The organism is Rhodopila sp., assembly GCF_965276935.1.
Taxonomy (GTDB): Bacteria; Pseudomonadota; Alphaproteobacteria; order Acetobacterales; family Acetobacteraceae; genus Rhodopila.
Window position 1 is genome coordinate 1,186,008 of sequence record NZ_CBDIBS010000003.1, and the last position, 17,246, is coordinate 1,203,253.

A 17,246-nucleotide genomic window follows, 5' to 3' on the forward strand; every position below is an offset into this window, starting at 1 on the left:
CAGTCGGGCAGGCTCGTTTTTTGCATGCCAGCGTCGCGCGGTGAGAGTGAACCGCCACGGAGTATAGAATGGATCGTCGGGGTTTTCTGAAAACGGCCGCAATCGCTGCCACCAGCACTTTGGCGGCGCCGCGACTGTCGCTGGCAGCCGACCGCAAGACCCTACGCTTCGTGCCGCAGGCCAACCTCGCCAACCTTGATCCGATCTGGACCACGCAATATGTCGTGCGCAACGGCTCGCTGCTGATCTGGGACATGCTGCTGGGCGTGGACGACCAATTGCAGCCGAAACCGCAGATGGTGGAAAGCTATGACGCCAATCCCGACTTCAAGACCTGGACCTTCACGCTGCGCCCTGGGCTGAAATTCCACGACAACACGCCGGTGCTGGCCAAGGATGCCGTCGCCAGCATCAACCGCTGGATGGTGCGCGATGCCCCGATGGGTGGTCCGATCAAACAGCGGCTAGCCGCGCTGGAGGTCGTGGACGACCGCACCTTCCGCTTCCGCCTCAACCAGCCCTACCCGAAGATGTTGTTCGCGCTCGGCAAAAGCAGCACGCCAACGCTGTTCGTCATGCCGGAGCGGATCGCCGCCACTGATCCCTACAAGCAGATCACCGAGTACGTCGGCTCCGGCCCGATGCGCTTCAAGCAGGACGAATGGGTACCCGGCGCGAAGGCGGTCTTCGAGCGGTTCGACGGTTACCTGCCGCGCCCCGAGAAGGCCAACTGGCTGTCCGGCGGCAAGCGGATCCATTTCGACCGGATCGAGTGGCAGATCGTGCCCGACGGCGCCACCGCCGCGGCGGCGCTGCAGAACAACGAGGTCGACTGGCTGGAAACGCCGAACAACGACCTGATCCCGTTGCTGAAGAAGAACCGCGACATCGCGGTGGATATTGCGGACCCGCTAGGCAACATCGGCTCCTTTCGCATTAACCACCTGTATCCGCCGTTCAACGACGTGCGTGCCCGCAGGGCGATTCAGATCGCGCTCAGCCAGGAAGACTACATGAGCGCCCTCGTCGGCGACGACCAATCCCTCTGGAAGACTCTGCCGAGCTTCTTCACGCCGGATACACCTTTATATACGGAAGTCGGTGGTGAGCCGCTGAAGGGCAAGCGCGACTACGAGCTGGCCAAAAAGCTGTTGGCCGAGGCAGGCTACAAGAACGAGCCGATCATCCTGCTGGTCGCGACCGATGTTGCCATCACCAAGGCGCAGGGCGACGTCACCGCGGACCTGCTGAAGCGGATCGGCATGAACGTGCAGTACCAGGCGCTGGACTGGGGCACGGTGGGTCAGCGGCGTGCCAGCAAGGAGCCACCGGACAAGGGCGGCTGGCACATCTTCCACACCTGGCATGCCGGCGCGGATTGTGTGAACCCGGCCCCCTATACCGCGCTGGACTGCAGCGGCCCTACCGCCTGGTTCGGCTGGCCGAAATCCGACCTGGTGCAGGAGAAGATCGCTGCCTGGTACGCGGCGACAGACCTGACGGGGGAGAAGCGGGCGATCGACGAGCTGAACAAGGCGGCGATGGATTTCGTGGTCTACGTTCCGACCGGGTTCTTCAAGGCGTACCAGGCCTGGCGGACCAACCTGTCCGGCGTAGTCAAGGCGCCGTTCCCGGTCTTCTGGGACGTGACCAAGGCGTGAGCGCGGTGGTGTCCGTAAGGCAGGCCAGGGCTCTGCCCTATACCTGCAAAGAGGCTGACGCCCCTTCGATCCTCGCCCTGAATGGGTTCCAAGGGCATCCGCCCTTGGCGGGGTCGAGGGGCGGAGCCCCCGCCTTCCCTGCGACAGGACCGCGCTGATGCTGGCCTACGCCACAAGGCGCATCGCCGCCACCATCCCGGTGGTCCTGCTGGTCGCGCTGTTCGTGTTCAGCCTGCTGTACATCGCCCCCGGCGACCCGGCTGCGATTATCGCCGGCGATCAGGCCACCCCGGCCGATGTGGCGCGGATCCATGCGTCGCTGGGGCTCGACCGGCCGTATCTGGTCCGCTTCGGCGACTGGTTCTGGCATGTCCTGCAGGGTGACCTGGGCACCTCGATCTTTACCAATCTGCCGGTCACTCACATGATCGCGCAGCGCGTCGAGCCGACCTTGTCGCTGATGGTGCTGACCCTGATCCTGTCGATCAGCCTGGCGATCCCGATGGGCGTGATCGCGGCCTGGAAGCCTGGTACCTGGATCGACCGGCTGGTAATGATGACAGCGGTGGTGGGGTTCTCCACCCCGGTGTTCGTTATCGGCTATGTGCTGGCGTACGTGTTCGCGCTGCGGCTGGACTGGCTGCCGGTGCAGGGTTTCACGCCGATCAGCCAGGGTCTCATCCCCTTCCTGCGCACGTTGATTCTGCCGTCGGTGTCGCTGGGGCTGATCTACATGGCGCTGATCGCCCGCATCACCCGGGCCACCATGCTGGACGTGCTGGCGCAGGATTATGTGCGCACCGCTAAGGCCAAGGGCGTCGGACAAGGCGGCGTGCTGTTCCTCCACGCGTTGAAAAACGCCGCGGTGCCGATCGTCACCATCATCGGCATCGGCTTCGCCGCCCTGATCGGCGGCGCGGTGGTCACCGAGAGCGTGTTCGCCATACCCGGCCTGGGGCGGCTGACCGTGGATGCCATCCTGCGGCGCGACTATCCGGTCATCCAGGGCGTCGTGCTGCTGTTCAGCTTCGTCTACGTGCTGGTCAACCTGCTGGTGGACCTTCTCTATACCCTGTTCGATCCGAGGATCCGCTATTGAGCGCCACCACCCCTGGCTATGCCGAAGCCCCGGATCTGCCTGCCATCCTGCCGGTGCCGAGGCAGCGCGGAAGGATTGCCGGCTTCATCTACCGCCACCCGGCCATCTTCCTCGGCGGACTGATCCTGCTCCTGATGATCCTGATCGCGATCTTCGCGCCGTACCTTGGAACCAGGGATCCGACCGCGCTGGCACCGGCCCGCCGCCTGCGTCAGCCCTCGGCGCAGTACTGGTTTGGCAGCGACATGCTGGGACGCGATGTCTATTCCCGCGTGATGTACGGTGCGCGGGTATCGCTGGTGGTGGGGTTCGCCGTGGCCTTTTGCGCCAGCGTGGTCGGCGCGTTCATCGGTCTGCTTTCCGGTTTCTTTCGCGCACTTGATGCCGTGATCATGCGAATCATGGATGGACTGATGTCGATCCCGCCCATCCTGCTGGCGATCGCACTGATGGCGTTGACCCGAGCCTCCGTCCAGAACGTCATCATCGCCATCAGCGTCGCCGAGTTCCCCCGCGTCTCCCGCCTGGTCCGCGGCGTGGTGCTGTCGCTGCGCGAACAGCCCTATGTCGAGGCCGCCATCGCCTCCGGCACGCGGGTGCCCGCCATTATCTGGAAACACATCCTGCCCAACACGCTGGCGCCGCTGATGGTGCAGGCGACGTTCATCTGCGCCTCCGCCATGATTACCGAGGCGATCCTTTCGTTCATCGGCGCCGGCACGCCGCCGATCATCCCAAGCTGGGGCAACATCATGGCGGAGGGACGCGCGCTCTGGCAGGTCAAGCCGTATATCGTCTTCTTCCCGGCGATCTTCCTGTCGGTCACCGTGCTGGCGGTGAACCTGCTGGGTGACGGGCTGCGCGACGCGCTCGACCCGCGCCTGGCGAAGCGGCTGTAGCCGATGGCGCTGTCGCCCGATCAGCGCGATGGACAGGACTTGCGCCAAGGCAAAAGTCCGCGCGGCGGACAAGCCTTGCTCGAGGTCGAGAACCTGCAGACGCATTTCGGCACCATGGATGGCGTCGTCCGCGCCGTGGAGGGGCTTTCCTTCCATATCGAGGCGGGCGAGACCCTTGGCATCGTCGGCGAGTCCGGCTGCGGCAAGTCGGTCACCTCGATGTCGATCCTGCGGCTGATCCAGGAACCGCCGGGCCGGATTTCCGGCCAGATCCGCTTCGAGGGCCGCGATCTGCTGACGCTCAGCGAACCGGAGATGCGCGACCTGCGCGGCAATGCGATCTCCATGATTTTCCAGGAACCGATGACCAGCCTGAACCCGGTGCTGACGGTCGGCCGCCAGATCGGCGAGACGGTCCGCCTGCACCAGGGCATGAACGCCCGCGACGCCGAGGCCAAGGCGGTCGACATGCTGACACTCGTCGGCATTCCCGCCCCCGGCCGGCGGGTGCGCGAGTATCCGCACCAGCTCTCGGGCGGCATGCGCCAGCGGGTGATAATCGCGATGGCGCTGGCCTGCAATCCCAGGCTGCTGATCGCCGATGAGCCGACCACGGCGCTGGATGTGACCATCCAGGCGCAGATCCTGGATCTGATGCGCGACCTGAAGACCCGTCTGGGATCGGCCATCATGCTGATCACCCACGATCTGGGCGTGGTCGCCGAAATGGCCCAGCGTGTCGTGGTAATGTACGCCGGCCGCAAGGTCGAGGAAGCGCCGGTCAACGAGATCTTCGCCCGGCCAATGCATCCTTATACCAGGGGTCTGCTCGGCGCCATGCCGAAGCTGGGCTCCTCGCTGGAGGCGAATGCCCGCGGCAAGCTGGCGGAGATCACCGGGCTGGTGCCAAGCCTGCGCAAACCCATCATCGGCTGTGCCTTTGCCGGCCGCTGCCCGATGGTGACCGACTTGTGCCGACGGGTGGCGCCGGCGATCGAGCCGAAGGCGCCGGCGCACAGCGTGGCCTGTCACTACGCCGGCCAGAAGGTGGCGGCATGACCAGGGCGCCCGTCGCGTCTAGGGAACACCCCCTGCTGGAGGTGAACGCCCTCAAGAAGCATTTTCCGATCCGCGGTGGCCTGCTCGGCCGAACCACCGGCAATGTTCATGCGGTGGACGGCGTCACCTTCGACATCCGGCGCGGCGAAACCCTGTCGCTCGTTGGCGAATCCGGCTGCGGCAAGTCCACCGTCGGCAAGGCGATCCTGCGGCTGTTCGCGCTGACCGATGGCGAGGTCTATCTGGACGGGGAGCGCATCGACAACATGCCGGCGCGCACCTTGCGAGCCATGCGCAAGCGCGTGCAGGTGGTGTTCCAGGACCCGTTTAGCAGCCTGAACCCGCGCCAGAAGGTGCGCGATATCCTGGCCGAACCGCTGATCAATTTCGGCATGGCGCGCGGCCGCCGCGACCTGAACGCCAAGGTCGAGGCGCTGATGGACAAGGTCCGTCTGCCGCGCGATGCCGTCGATCGCTTTCCGCATGAATTCTCCGGCGGCCAGCGCCAACGCATCTGCATTGCCCGCGCCTTGGCGCCCGGTGCCGATCTGATCATCTGTGACGAGGCGGTGTCGGCGCTGGATGTCTCGGTCAAGGCGCAGATCATCAATCTGATGGTCGACCTGCAGGATGAACTCGGTCTCGCGCTGCTGTTCATCAGCCACGATCTGGCGACGGTCGAGCATCTGACGCATCGGGTCGCGGTGATGTACCTGGGCAAGATCGTCGAGCTGGCCGATCGGCGCAGCCTGTTCGCGCACTCCCACCACCCCTACACCCGCGCGCTGCTGTCGGCGGTTCCGGTGCCGGACCCGATGGCGAAGCGCAATCGGATCATCCTGACCGGAGACGTGCCGAGCCCGATCAATCCACCAAGTGGGTGCCGGTTTCATACGCGTTGCCCGTTCGTGTTCGACCGCTGCCGGACAGAGGAGCCGTTGCTGCGCAAGATGGGTGAGGGACACCTGTCGGCCTGCCACCTGGATGAGGTACCGGGGGGCCAGGTGCTGCCGAACGCGGCATGACGCAAAAGGTCAACGCGGCGGAAGGCCACTTGAAGAAAAATAAGGACATCCAGCACGACGGTGTCGGCTTCATGAGCCAGATGCCGCCTCGGCATGAGGCTGTTCACCCAAGTTGACCGCTTGAACCTGTGGCTGGGGCCACGCACACTCGCGCATGTGCGGAGGGAGCAGATCAACCGGATTGCCTGGTAGACCGCCAAGCTCTCCGAAGAAGAACCGGCAGACGTCCTCGATGCGCCGGAGAAAGCTAACAAGTTCCGTATCCGACCGGACATACTGTGTGTTTCCAGCTACCAATGATGGACTATGGTAGTGCATCACGAAGGTCCGGTAGCCTCGCCGCATCATTGCGCGGATCAGGCGTATCTGCTCCTCGGCAGTGACGCCTTCAGGGGTCAGCGTCACGGTATTTGCCAGTCCCAGCCGCGACAACATGCCGGGAACGTGGAGCGCCGTCATGAGTGGCGACTGCAGACCGCTCAACAGGCGAGAAGATAGAGATGCGACCAGGCCAAACTGCTCGCGGGCCATCGGAACGGACAATATCCCATGCGGCTCGGTTCGATAGGGTCGGGCCTCCGCCGAGCGAAAATCCACGCCACCACTCTGCCTCATGTCGGTTTTTGGCATGATGCTGAAATCAACGACGAGGCCCATTCGGGCCAGCGTCTGCATCGTGTGCGGTCCTATCCCATAGCGGCCCGCTTTATAGAACAAAGGAAAAACCTTGAAGTTTCTGTCGATCATGTCGATCAGCGCCGCGAGTTTTTGTTCCTCGAGCTCCGCTGGCAGGTTCCCGGCAAACGAATTGTAATCCGAAACCGTTTCCTCGAAAGGCGGATTGATCCAGGGATGCAGATGCGCACCGATTACGCAGCTGTGCCGGTTAAGGAAGCCACGCAGCGGCTCGTAGCCCATCGCCTGAGACGCGACAGCGTAGTCGACGACGTAGATCGGGCGAAGACCGTAGGCATCGAAGATTGCCTGCGCCCGCCATTGGCTTCCGATCGAGTTGACGGCGGTCTGACCGCGTTCGAATGGCTTTCCCCAGTCGAACTCCGCCTCGGTATCCACCTCGACATAAAGGCTCGGTGGGTCGTCCTGACGGATCGGCTCAAGCGCCAGGCCAACGCCATTCAGAATAATGCCGCCGTCAGCCTTGATCAGAGACGGTCTTGCGATGGCCGTTGCCAGACGCTGCAGGGGCTGTAGCGCGGCTCCGGTAACGCCGGACACGGCAGAGCGCGCAAGCCGAGGCATCCCAGGACGACCAAGGCTGCTCCAGCGAAAGCAATCGTGGCCGAAGGCGGCTGGAATGACCGTCCCGGCGCGCAGCGATGTCTGGATGGTGGCCCACCACAATCTGGCCGCATGGCCGATGACGCCGGCGGCACGGTTGCCGGAAAGGTCATGCTTCGCCACGAACGCATCGACAAGTCGGTTCAGCAATAGGCCGAGCCGCGCCAGGACGGCAAGGCTGCGGACTGGGGTGCCAGCGACAAAATGCTCCGCGGCGAGCAGCGCCTCGGCTGCGGAGTCGACACCAAGCAGGGCCGTATAAGCATCGCGCAGGACCGCGGCGGTCTTGCACATCATCTCGTTCCGCCGCGTTCGGGTCAGACTAGCGTCGTGGTGGCGATAAATTACAAGGAATTCCGGCAGTACCGCGATGCCTCCCCGTTGCAGCATGCGATGGGAAAAATCGAAGTCCTCCGCATATTGAAACGCCTCCCGCAGATAACTGTCGAGCAATCCGACGGCCGAAGCGCGGAACATCATTGACGAATGGCCGAGTGGGTTGGCGGTGTAGAACTGCCAATGCAGCAGCACGGGATCGGGATCGGCCGGCAAACGGCTTCGTCGGATCTGCCCATTGCTCAGCACTGACATCTGGGTCCCGACCATTACCACGTCAGGATGAAGGTCCAGATAATCCTTCTGCTTGGCGAAGCGGGTCGGCAAACAAAAGTCGTCGGCATCAATGCGTGCGATGTAACGACCGGATGCCTGGGTCATGCCGTGGTTCAATGATCCGACGATGCCAAGATTATGCTGGTTCCGCAGCACGTGGAGCCGTTGATCCTGAATTGAAGACAGAATGTTACCGGTTTCGTCCGTCGAGGAGTCATCGACGACCAGTAGCTCAAAATCCTCGAATGTCTGTCCGAGCACGCTCTGTACGCTTTGACGGATAAAGCGCTCGGCATTGTAGGCTGGCATAAGAACGCTGATACAGTTTGAATCCGGCATCAGCCATTATACACCGGCTTGAATCGGCATAGCAACTTTTTGAGTCACGTTCATCCTATCTTAACCTTGATTGCCGTCCAAAGCAATGGGTATCCCGGCTCGCGGTTCGGACAAGTATTCTGGGCAGCCTTGAGTGCCGTTGATTAGCAAGCTGGTATGATCGCGGATTCTAGCTCGTTACTGAACAGTTCGTCAGGTCCGATCAAAGTGACGCTGTCGAATGAATGGAAAGTTACGCTCGATATAAAAACTTAGAAACTGGCGCAAATCCAGCTCGGCCCCGAATACTCCCGGATCTCCGGTCCGGCAGCGTGCATAGCCGTAAGTCATCACACCGGCAGAGGAGACAGCTCGCCGCCACATCCAAAGCGGCGCCCCCGCAACCGTTCGCAGCGGTCCGGCTTCAAGCGCCTGAAGCTCAGACCCGTTGGTACGACCCTCTGCATGGGCCCATTGCCTGAAGTATCGCTTGGTCAGTCGCTTATCCAAGATGTGATGATACACCACGAGCTTTGGCAGATAGTAGCCCACGGCGCCTTCCGCCAATAGCCGGGCATACATCTGGCGGTCTTCGGCCCACTTGAACCGGGTCGTGTATGGGCCGCAACGACATAATGTCGTGCGTCGGACTGCAGCGTTTGCGCCGATCAGCATGCCGGCGAAGCCGTCCTGGCCATACTGCCGTCGAACTTCGCCGTTGCTAACCAAGCTCAGCACGCCGCCATAGCCCTGGCGTGGCAGCCATGCGGGCGGCGGCCGGCTCCAGTCTGGTAGCACCGGACCACCTGCAAACTCCAGCACCGGGTCCAGAAACGCCTGGTGCAGAACATCCAGCCAATCAGGCGCAAGCTGCTCGTCATCATCATAAAACCCGATGACGTCGGCCTTGGAACGGGCTATCCCCGAGTTAAGCGCATGAGCCTTCCCCTGGCGGGGCTCGAACACATAGCTGATCCGCCTATCCGGGTGCGCTTCCAGCGCAGCCTCGGCGACGCGACGCGTATCGTCCTTCGAGTTGTTGTCCACCACCACGAGCCGTGCTGTACAGCCGTCAGGCACACGGGTGTGAGCAAAGCTGTCGATTGCTTTCCGAAGTAGCCCGGCACGGTTAAAAGTCGCCAGCACAATATCAATTTGCATAACGCTTCCGAAGCAATGGTATCGGGATGGATTATGCAGCGAATCTTACGGCGTATAGAAGGACCAAAAATATGTAGGCGCGACTTCGTAACCTTGTAGCCAGTCAAATGCTGAATTCCAGCTCGATTGCGATGTGGCAACTTCTCGACCAACCATGTGCCGGGTGAAGACCGGGTTCCTGACATAGGACGTCGAGCCTTCCTACGGCGAACTCATATAGGCTTCCTGATGCGGCAAAGCCGAGAATTATCTTCTGTCTTGCGGCATGAAATCGGATAAAGAGTGCCCAATGCGTCAGGCTCCCGTGATAATGACGTGTCAGTTCAGACATCCGCCAGATCGACGGCGGACAGAACAGCCGCATCGAGGAGGCATTCGACAGTATGGTTAAGGATACGAAACCGCTGTCCGTCTCGAAGCGTGCCGCGATGGGTGCCGGCTGGATCATTGCCTGGCGCCTGGCTACACGGAACCTGGGCCTGCTGAGCACGCTGATACTTGTCCGGCTGCTGCAACCGTCGGATTTCGGTCTTGTCGCGTTGGCAGGCGGTTTCATTAATTCGGTTGATGCTCTTTCGGCGATTGGCGTGCAGGACGCTCTGGTGCGTGCGCCTGCCCTGGATCGCGACATGTACGACACGGGTTTCTGCCTGGGTGTCCTGCGTGGAATCCTCACCGCGCTGGTGATCGGCGCGATCGCCTGGCCGGTTGGGGCGTTTTTTACCGACCCGCGGCTGACCGTCGTGATGCTGGCACTATCCGTGGGAACGGTGATCACCGCGTTTGAGAACATCCGCGTCGTCGACTTCCGCCGCAATCTGGCGTTCCGCAAGGAATTTGACATGCAGTTGTGGTCGCGGGTGGTCGGTGTTGTCGCGACAGTCGCCATCGCGGCTATCTGGGAAACCTATTGGGCGCTGGTTGCCGGCATCTTAGCCAACCGCATCGCTCGGCTGTTGCAAAGCTACCTGATGTCGCCTTATCGGCCCGGGTTCACGTTGCGGGCATGGCAGGGAATTATCGGCTTCTCACTTTGGTCATGGGCGCAGACGGTGCTTTACCAGGCACGCGACCGATCGGACAGCATCGTGGTGGGGCGGCTGCTCGGTGCGGCGCAGGTGGGTGTTTTTTCAGTTGGCGCGGAACTGGGGTCGTTGCCAATAACGGAGATTGTGGAACCGCTGAACCGCGCGCTGTTTTCTGGCTTTGCCTCGCTTCATAATGCGGCAGAGAGCCTCGACAACATGTTCCTGAATGCCGTTGGGATGGGTTTTATGCTGATCTTGCCGGCAGGAATCGGCATTTCCATGGTTGCGGACCCGATCGTGCGGCTGATGCTGGGGATGCACTGGATTGCGACCGTGCCGGTGGTTCAAATTATGGCCGTGGCGGCCACCGGAGCGATGTTCAGCCATGCGAGCGGAACGCTACTGAACGCCATTGGGCGGCCGAGCGTGACCTTTTACGTCGTGACTGTCTCGACAATTATACGGGTCATATGCCTGTTGATGCTTGTTCCCGGCTTCGGTCTTCCAGGAGCGGCCGCGGCGCTTTCGGTTGCCGCCATCGCCGACGTCATGTTGTTTCTTGGGATCGCACTACCTCGGGCAAGGATTTCGCCGTGGCGGCTTGCTCGTTGTGTGATGCGTCCGGTCATCGCGACGATGGCCATGACGTTGTTGCTTTGGCAGTTGGACATGGCGTGGACTCCCGGCCATGGTCTCAACGAGTTCGGTTTGGCAATAGATCTGGTGCGTCGGGCGGCCATTGGTGCAACTTGTTATGCAGCAGCGCTGCTGGCTATATGGTTCGCCACGGGCCAGCCGGATGGTGCGGAGCGATTCACGCTTGGAGTAATGGCCAAGGCATGGAAGCGGCTTCGGCGATGGGAGCTAGTCGGTGTGCGTTGGTAATGACCAATATCAACATGATCCATATTGGCAAACCGTCGGCATTAAGTATTTGTGACGTAACGATCGTTTATAAGAATGCAGTCGAACTCGATCGCCCGAAGCGAGGCATCCACGCTGATCGCAAACATGCTGCTGACGGAGAAACGCTTCGCTTCCAGCACATCCAGGACAGTGCGCCAGCCTGGCATACCTTGATAAATCGGACAGAACGATAATTCTGTCTGTACCGCGATCATGGCCTCCAGAAGGTTGCCAGCCCCTTCAAGAACCGCCAGATCGAACCCCTGGGTATCAACCTTCAGGTAGGGGCGCTTGTAGCCATTAAGCCGTTGCAGTTCAGGCAGTAAGCCGTCGAGCCGCCGTAATTGGACGGTTTCTCTGTGACGGATGGTCATCATGTCGGTAAACGCTTCGGGTGGCGATGCAACCGTCGGCAGCAAGGAGCTGAACTGTGAGTATGCGGCGACATTAATCTCTGTTTCGCTGTCCTCAGTACCACACGCATATTCAAAAACCTGCCAGTGCGGGTCACGCGCGGCGCGACATTTTGCCGCCAGCGCCGGAAGCGGCTCGAACGACAAGATTAATCCGTCGTAGCCAACCTCCGCCCGGAGAAATCTGACGTAGCCGCCATCATTCGCGCCAATGTCGATTACGCAGTCAACCTCAAATTGTTTGAGCAATTTGCCCAGATGCTGGGCTAAAGCGCGGTCATGAAGCCGCCATGTTGGCACAAGGGTATATCCTACCCTCTCCAGCAGGCGTGTCGCGGTTGCCACCATATGGTGCTTCATTAGCCTGGTCATTCTGCAAAGCTACGCCTGACATTGCTCGTCGTGATTCTGTAATGTAACTATAAAGCAGTCGAAGGCATCGTTGCAATTAATTTGCAACGATATGGCCCGTCTTTCCTTGGTTGACCCCTTGGCTGGTATAGCCCCCCGTTGGACCTTGGTTCGTCGCGGTTCCTTTGTCGCCTGAGCGCGGAAAGGCCGCACCTTTTGATTAGTTGCTAATTTGCTGTAAAAAGAACCTGCGGCTTAAGATCCGGGCGCTCGTCTTAAAGCCGTTGGAGATCATGCCCGTGTGGCGGTCATGCTACAGATAAAGCACCGAACTCCCGCGGCCTTACCCCCGCCTGCAGCCACGTCACCAACGAATAAACATCAAACACCGGCACCCCCAGCGCCGCCCGCAGCGCCGCCGCATACGGCGGCATGTTCGTGCACTCCAGCACCACCGCCCCCACCTCCGGATGCCGCGCCATCAGCCGCCGTCCCGCGTCCAGGACATCGGCCGCCGCCAGCCCGACGTCCATATCCTGCTTCTCCCCCAGGATCAGCACCCGGAAGAACTCCACACCGTCCTCGGTCCCCACGACCGGCATGTCCAACGGCGCGCCCGCCGCCTCCAGGTGCCGCGGCGTCAGCGATCCCGCCGACACGGTCACCACCCCGACGCGCTTTCCCGGCGGCAGCATCGCCTGCACCCATGGCACCTGCATCAGCGCGCTGGTCGCCACCGGCACTCCGACATGCGCCGCCAGTTCCCGCTGGAACAGCGACAGGAACCCGCAGTTCGTGGTGATCGCCTCGGCGCCCACCGACACCAGCTCCGCCGCCGCCTCCAGGAACGACGGCAGCAGCCCGGCCGCGCCGTGCAACACCACCCGCTCCGGGCTGGCGCCCTTCACCACCCGGTACAGCACCGGGAACGGCCAGGTCCCGGCGTTCCCCATGTCCCCCTGAATCCGAGGAAACCGCGCCTCCAGCATCAGAATCCCCAGCGGCGCGCCGTACACCGCCTTGCCGCCATAAGCGATCACCTTGCCGCCCTCCGAACACCGCGCCACACTACAACCCAGTTGCCAGATAAAGGAACCGTTTCATGCCCGAGTACCCGTTCAACCAGTCCGACCTGGATATCCTCGCGCAGTGGGACACCCCCACCATCTGCAACGGACTGGAGGTCGTGGTGCCGGAACGCCGAGCCATCGGCTTCACGGTGGAGCCGATGGTCTGCATCGACCCGAAGGCCAAGCCGATCGTCGGCCTCGCCCGCGTCGGCATGATCCGCGCGACCGAACCGCCGCGCTCCAAGGTCACCGACCGCGCCGACTGGTACGACTACGTCGCCCGCACCGATTTCCCGACGATCGCGGTGCTGCAGGATATCGACGACCGGATCGGCTACGGCGCCTATTGGGGGGAGGTCCAGTCCAACATCCACAAGGCGCTCGGCAGCATCGGCTGCGTCACCAACGGATCGTTCCGCGACATGGACATGTGGGCGCCCGGCTTCCAGATGATCGGCGGCCGCATCGGGCCGAGCCACGCGCATGTCCACATGGTCGATTTCGGCAAGCCGGTGAACGTGTTCGGCATGCAGGTGGCGCACGACGACGTCATCCATGCCGACTACCACGGTGCCGTCGTCATCCCGGCGGACGCGGTGCGCAAGCTGCCGGCGGCGATCGACCTGGTCTCCCGCCGGGAGAAGGTGATCCTGGACGTCTGCCGCGCCGCCGATTTCACCCCCGCGAAGCTGCGGGACGCGCTGCGGCGTGCCGGCGAGATCCACTGAAGCATGATCGCGCCGCGCGGAACGTGCGAGGCGCGTCAATCATGCGATCACATGAAGAGCATGATCGCGCCGAGCGGAACGTGCGAGGCGCGTGAATCATGCGATCAAACAACAAGCTAGCCCGCCTCGCCACGCAGCGAGGCAGCACCCCTTCGAAAGGACACGCCCATGCGCTTCGGACTGTTCGGCGCCGCCACGGCACGGCGTGGCCAATCCCCGGACGTAGACAGCGCCGCCGGCTTCAAGGACTACATAGACTACATCATCGAAGCCGAGGCGCTCGGCTTCGACAGCTCGTTCATCGTCGAGCACCACTTCACCGGCTTCGGCCAGGTCTCCGCCACCCTTAACCTGCTCACCTGGATCGGCGCCCGCACCTCCACGATCAGGCTCGGCACCGCGGTCATCGTGCTGCCCTGGCACAACCCGGTGCTGCTGGCCGAACAGGCCGCCACCGTGGACCTGCTGTCCGGCGGCCGGCTGGATTTCGGCGTCGGCAAGGGCTACCGCCACAATGAATTCGACAGCTTCGGCATTCCCATGGAAGACGCCCAGCCGCGCTTCAATGAGGCGATTGACATCATTACCAAATCCTGGACCAGCAATGACCGCTTCGATTTCCACGGCCGGTTCTGGCAGTTCAAGGACATCGTGGTGGAACCGCCGACGGCGCAGAAGCCGCATCCGCCGTTCTGGCAGGGCGCCGGCCATCCTGACAGCATCCGCCGCGTCGCCGCCCGTGGCCACAACCTGCTGCTGGACCAGTTCGCCTCCTTCGCCGACACGATCAGCCGCTTCGACACCTACCGGCAGGCGATGATCGCCAACGGCTTTGGCTTTGATCCGTCGCAGGTCGGCGTCGCCCGCGCCTTCCACGTGGCGCGCGATCAGGCGGACAAGGACGCCGCGCTGGAACGCCGCATCGCCGGCCAGCGCCGCATGCACGCGATCAGCCAGCGCCCGGACGGCAACAACACCTCCAGCATCATGGCATTTTCCGATACCCGCGAGGCCAGCGAGGAAAGCGCCCTCTATGGCAGCCCCGACGAGATCTGCCGCAAGCTCGAGCGGCTGCGTGAAGCCGGCGTGCAATACGTGCTGCTGAACGGCGGCGGCACCTCGCGCGATAACCTGCGCCGCTTCGCGCATGAGGTGATGCCGCATTTTCGCGTCACCGCCACACGCCATGCGGCGGCGTGATGCGGGCGTGTAACGCATTGCAACAAATGCCATGAATTCAGCGTCTTGAGCAGTAACACCTGGCAACAATCATTGACTCGCCGCGGTCCCCACATCGGCCTATCGACAAGCATGGCGCCCGTCACCCCGACTGACGTGATTCGATCGTGCTGGAAACCCGACCCGATGGATGGACTATCGCAAATCGCCTTCCCCGAGACCGCTACCTTGCAGGTTGGTGCCTCCCACGCCTGTACCTCCGACACCGGCACCTTTGGCTGGCGGCAACGCACCCTGAAGACCGCGATCGACTGTGTCGGCGTGGGCGTCCATTCCGGCCGGCGCGCCAACCTGGTCATCCGTCCGGCCGCCGCGGATCATGGCATCGTCTTCCGTCGCACCGATCTCCGCCGTGACATCGCCGCGCGCTTCGACAATGTCTGCGACACCCGACTCTGCACCAGCCTGGCGGACCCGGCCATGGCGTCCGCGCGCATCGGCACGGTCGAACATCTGATGGCCGCGTTGTGCGGCCTCGGCATCGACAATGCGTTGATCGAGGTTGATGGCCCGGAACTGCCCATTCTGGACGGTTCGGCCGGACCCTTCGTGTTCCTGCTGGACTGCGCCGGCGCCGTTGCACAGGACGCCGCGCGCCGCGTCATCGCTGTGCGGCGGCCGGTCCGCGTCACCGCCGGCAATGCCTACGCGGAACTGCGTCCGCTGGGTCCGCTGGCGCGCGCCAGCCACCCGGTGCTGGAAATGGACCTGTCGATCGATTTCGCCGCCGCGGCGATCGGCCGCCAATCCTGCTCCCTGCGCCTGACCGCGGATACGTTTCGCACTCAACTCGCCGAGGCCCGTACCTTTGCCCTGGCACCGGACGTACGCCAACTGCAGGCGGCCGGCCTGGCCCTCGGCGGCAGCCTGGCCAATGCCGTCGTCGTCGATGGCGCCGCCGTGCTCAACCCTGGTGGCCTGCGCATGGACAACGAATTCGCCAGCCACAAGCTGCTCGATGCGGTGGGTGACCTGGCGCTGGCCGGCGGCCTGCTGCACGGACGCTTCATCGCCCACCGCAGCGGCCATGACCTGAACAACCGTCTGCTGCGCGCACTTTTCGCCGATGCCTCCGCCTGGCAAGCCGTCACCACCGAGCCGCTGTCAGCCGCCGCCTGAGGTAAAGCTAGACAACGAATACACTGCGGCGCGACCCGCTCTCGACGTCATCGCGTCCAGTGCCGCCAGCCGCGCCTTCGCCGGTCAAGGCAACGCCATGCGGAAGCGGTCCTCGCGCGGCGAAGCCCCACCCCCGTTTGCAGGCCGTCACTAGGCCGCGCGACTGGACCAAGGGGCATTATTCGCCATCAGGACAGTATCTAGTATCAGCCGGTATTCGCGGATCACGGCGGCATGATATAAGCCACATGATGAACCAGAGCCGCACGATGTCCCTCCGTATTCTCCGCCTTCCTGCCGTTGTGATGCTGGGGCTGCTGTCGCTTTCCGCCTGCGGCAGCAGCAGTGGCAGCAGTGATGAAGCCGCCAAGCCGGCAACTGTCGCCCCGGTGGAGGGGCTCTATAATAATGGCGTGGATGCGCTCAACGCGCGCCGCTTCGCCACCGCCGACGACCAGTTCAACGCGGTCGAGCAGAACTACCCCTATTCCTCCTGGGCGGTGAACGCCCAGCTCATGTCGGGCTATTCGCTGTACCTGCAGAACAGGTACACCGACGCGATCGGCACCCTGGACCGCTTTATCCAGTTGCATCCAGCGCATCGCGACATTGCCTATGCCTATTACCTCCGCGCGCTCTGCTATTATGAACAGATCGCCGATATCCAGCGCGACCAGAAGGGCACCGAACAGGCGATGAACGCGCTGCGGGAGGTTGTCTCCCGCTTCCCCGACACCACCTACGCCCGCGACGCCAAGCTGAAGGTTGACCTCTGCTTCGACCACCTTGCCGGCAAGGAGATGGAAATCGGCCGCTTTTATCAGAAGCAGCATCTGTATGAAGCCGCCATCGGCCGGTTTCAGCGCGTGGTGGACGATTTCCAGACCACCAACCATGTGCCGGAAGCGCTGGCTCGCCTGACCGAGATCTATCTCGCGCTGGGACTGAAGGATCAGGCCCGCAAGACCGCCTCCGTGCTGGGATACAACTATCCCGGCAGCCTCTGGTATGGTGATAGTTACGCGCAGCTCGTCGATGATGGGGTTGCCCCGACCGGCAACAGCCCGACCGAAGCGGCCAGGCGCGGCTTCTTCTCTCGCGCGTGGCATGCGGTGTTTTAGAGCGTGATCGCCTGAAGCTGACCAGTAGGAAGGCATGAATCACGCGATCAAACAAAGAGTTAGACTATGATCGGACACCGGCGAAGATGCAACCTCGAACGATCATGGTTTGACATTCCATCGCGGCACCGGGACGCG

General features: G+C 62.6%; 14 protein-coding genes. 10 read left to right on the forward strand and 4 right to left on the reverse strand.

The features are described from left to right. Positions 1-68: 68 nt before the first annotated feature. The 5 genes from ACQY4S_RS13285 (at position 69) to ACQY4S_RS13305 (ending at position 5,743) form a co-directional block, all read left to right on the forward strand. On the forward strand, positions 69-1,661 hold the full coding sequence (locus ACQY4S_RS13285) for an ABC transporter substrate-binding protein (protein WP_428485674.1): 1,593 nt from the start codon (positions 69-71) through the stop codon (positions 1,659-1,661). Positions 1,662-1,818: 157 nt separating this feature from the next. Further along, positions 1,819-2,760, forward strand: coding sequence for an ABC transporter permease (locus ACQY4S_RS13290; protein ID WP_428485675.1), 942 nt, complete (start codon positions 1,819-1,821; stop codon positions 2,758-2,760). After that, the gene (locus ACQY4S_RS13295) at positions 2,757-3,659 is read left to right on the forward strand and encodes an ABC transporter permease (RefSeq protein ID WP_428485676.1); all 903 of its coding nucleotides are present in this window, start codon (positions 2,757-2,759) and stop codon (positions 3,657-3,659) included. The genes ACQY4S_RS13290 and ACQY4S_RS13295 overlap by 4 nt, the downstream gene beginning before the upstream one ends. Positions 3,660-3,773: 114 nt before the next feature. After that, a complete protein-coding gene (locus ACQY4S_RS13300; protein ID WP_428486274.1) occupies positions 3,774-4,718 on the forward strand; it encodes an ABC transporter ATP-binding protein in 945 nt (314 codons plus the stop codon). Continuing rightward, entirely contained in the window at positions 4,715-5,743 is a 1,029-nt protein-coding gene (locus tag ACQY4S_RS13305) for an ABC transporter ATP-binding protein (RefSeq protein ID WP_428485677.1), read from the forward strand. The genes ACQY4S_RS13300 and ACQY4S_RS13305 overlap by 4 nt, the downstream gene beginning before the upstream one ends. 69 nt (positions 5,744-5,812) lie before the next feature. Here the strand turns inward: ACQY4S_RS13305 and ACQY4S_RS13310 are convergent, their stop codons facing one another. Together ACQY4S_RS13310 and ACQY4S_RS13315 are read right to left on the reverse strand one after the other, a co-directional pair. Next, positions 5,813-7,963 (reverse strand): glycosyltransferase, encoded by a 2,151-nt coding sequence (locus tag ACQY4S_RS13310; protein WP_428485678.1) that lies wholly within the window; start codon positions 7,961-7,963, stop codon positions 5,813-5,815. A 222-nt stretch (positions 7,964-8,185) separates the two neighbouring features. Continuing rightward, the gene (locus ACQY4S_RS13315; RefSeq protein WP_428485679.1) at positions 8,186-9,133 is read right to left on the reverse strand and encodes a glycosyltransferase; all 948 of its coding nucleotides are present in this window, start codon (positions 9,131-9,133) and stop codon (positions 8,186-8,188) included. A 428-nt stretch (positions 9,134-9,561) separates the two neighbouring features. Between ACQY4S_RS13315 and ACQY4S_RS13320 the strand changes: the two genes are divergently transcribed. Next, positions 9,562-11,046 (forward strand): oligosaccharide flippase family protein, encoded by a 1,485-nt coding sequence (locus ACQY4S_RS13320; RefSeq protein ID WP_428485680.1) that lies wholly within the window; start codon positions 9,562-9,564, stop codon positions 11,044-11,046. Positions 11,047-11,087: 41 nt separating this feature from the next. On the opposite strand, the gene ACQY4S_RS13325 is transcribed toward ACQY4S_RS13320, so the two are convergent. Together ACQY4S_RS13325 and ACQY4S_RS13330 are read right to left on the reverse strand one after the other, a co-directional pair. Further along, positions 11,088-11,828, reverse strand: coding sequence for an FkbM family methyltransferase (locus ACQY4S_RS13325; protein WP_428485681.1), 741 nt, complete (start codon positions 11,826-11,828; stop codon positions 11,088-11,090). Between the two features lie 311 nt (positions 11,829-12,139). Continuing rightward, entirely contained in the window at positions 12,140-12,871 is a 732-nt protein-coding gene (locus ACQY4S_RS13330; RefSeq protein ID WP_428485682.1) for an aspartate/glutamate racemase family protein, read from the reverse strand. 62 nt (positions 12,872-12,933) lie between these two features. On the opposite strand from ACQY4S_RS13330, the gene ACQY4S_RS13335 reads away from it, so the two are divergent. The 4 genes from ACQY4S_RS13335 (at position 12,934) to ACQY4S_RS13350 (ending at position 17,108) form a co-directional block, all read left to right on the forward strand. Further along, a complete protein-coding gene (locus ACQY4S_RS13335) occupies positions 12,934-13,629 on the forward strand; it encodes an RraA family protein (protein ID WP_428485683.1) in 696 nt (231 codons plus the stop codon). Positions 13,630-13,797: 168 nt separating this feature from the next. After that, positions 13,798-14,829, forward strand: coding sequence for an LLM class flavin-dependent oxidoreductase (locus ACQY4S_RS13340; protein ID WP_428485684.1), 1,032 nt, complete (start codon positions 13,798-13,800; stop codon positions 14,827-14,829). A 165-nt stretch (positions 14,830-14,994) separates the two neighbouring features. Beyond that, complete coding sequence (gene lpxC, locus ACQY4S_RS13345; protein WP_428485685.1) at positions 14,995-15,987, forward strand: UDP-3-O-acyl-N-acetylglucosamine deacetylase; 993 nt, start codon at positions 14,995-14,997, stop codon at positions 15,985-15,987. Positions 15,988-16,238: 251 nt separating this feature from the next. Further along, positions 16,239-17,108, forward strand: coding sequence for an outer membrane protein assembly factor BamD (locus ACQY4S_RS13350; RefSeq protein ID WP_428486275.1), 870 nt, complete (start codon positions 16,239-16,241; stop codon positions 17,106-17,108). Positions 17,109-17,246 lie beyond the last annotated feature (138 nt).

Coding starts and splice junctions, on each gene's coding strand:
- ACQY4S_RS13285 (WP_428485674.1), top strand. CDS start 69: ATGGATCGTCGGGGTTTTCTGAAAACGGCCGCAATCGCTGCCACCAGC.
- ACQY4S_RS13290 (WP_428485675.1), top strand. CDS start 1,819: ATGCTGGCCTACGCCACAAGGCGCATCGCCGCCACCATCCCGGTGGTC.
- ACQY4S_RS13300 (WP_428486274.1), top strand. CDS start 3,774: ATGGATGGCGTCGTCCGCGCCGTGGAGGGGCTTTCCTTCCATATCGAG.
- ACQY4S_RS13305 (WP_428485677.1), top strand. CDS start 4,715: ATGACCAGGGCGCCCGTCGCGTCTAGGGAACACCCCCTGCTGGAGGTG.
- ACQY4S_RS13310 (WP_428485678.1), bottom strand. CDS start 7,963: ATGCCAGCCTACAATGCCGAGCGCTTTATCCGTCAAAGCGTACAGAGC.
- ACQY4S_RS13315 (WP_428485679.1), bottom strand. CDS start 9,133: ATGCAAATTGATATTGTGCTGGCGACTTTTAACCGTGCCGGGCTACTT.
- ACQY4S_RS13320 (WP_428485680.1), top strand. CDS start 9,562: ATGGGTGCCGGCTGGATCATTGCCTGGCGCCTGGCTACACGGAACCTG.
- ACQY4S_RS13325 (WP_428485681.1), bottom strand. CDS start 11,828: ATGGTGGCAACCGCGACACGCCTGCTGGAGAGGGTAGGATATACCCTT.
- ACQY4S_RS13335 (WP_428485683.1), top strand. CDS start 12,934: ATGCCCGAGTACCCGTTCAACCAGTCCGACCTGGATATCCTCGCGCAG.
- ACQY4S_RS13340 (WP_428485684.1), top strand. CDS start 13,798: ATGCGCTTCGGACTGTTCGGCGCCGCCACGGCACGGCGTGGCCAATCC.
- lpxC (WP_428485685.1), top strand. CDS start 14,995: ATGGATGGACTATCGCAAATCGCCTTCCCCGAGACCGCTACCTTGCAG.
- ACQY4S_RS13350 (WP_428486275.1), top strand. CDS start 16,239: ATGAACCAGAGCCGCACGATGTCCCTCCGTATTCTCCGCCTTCCTGCC.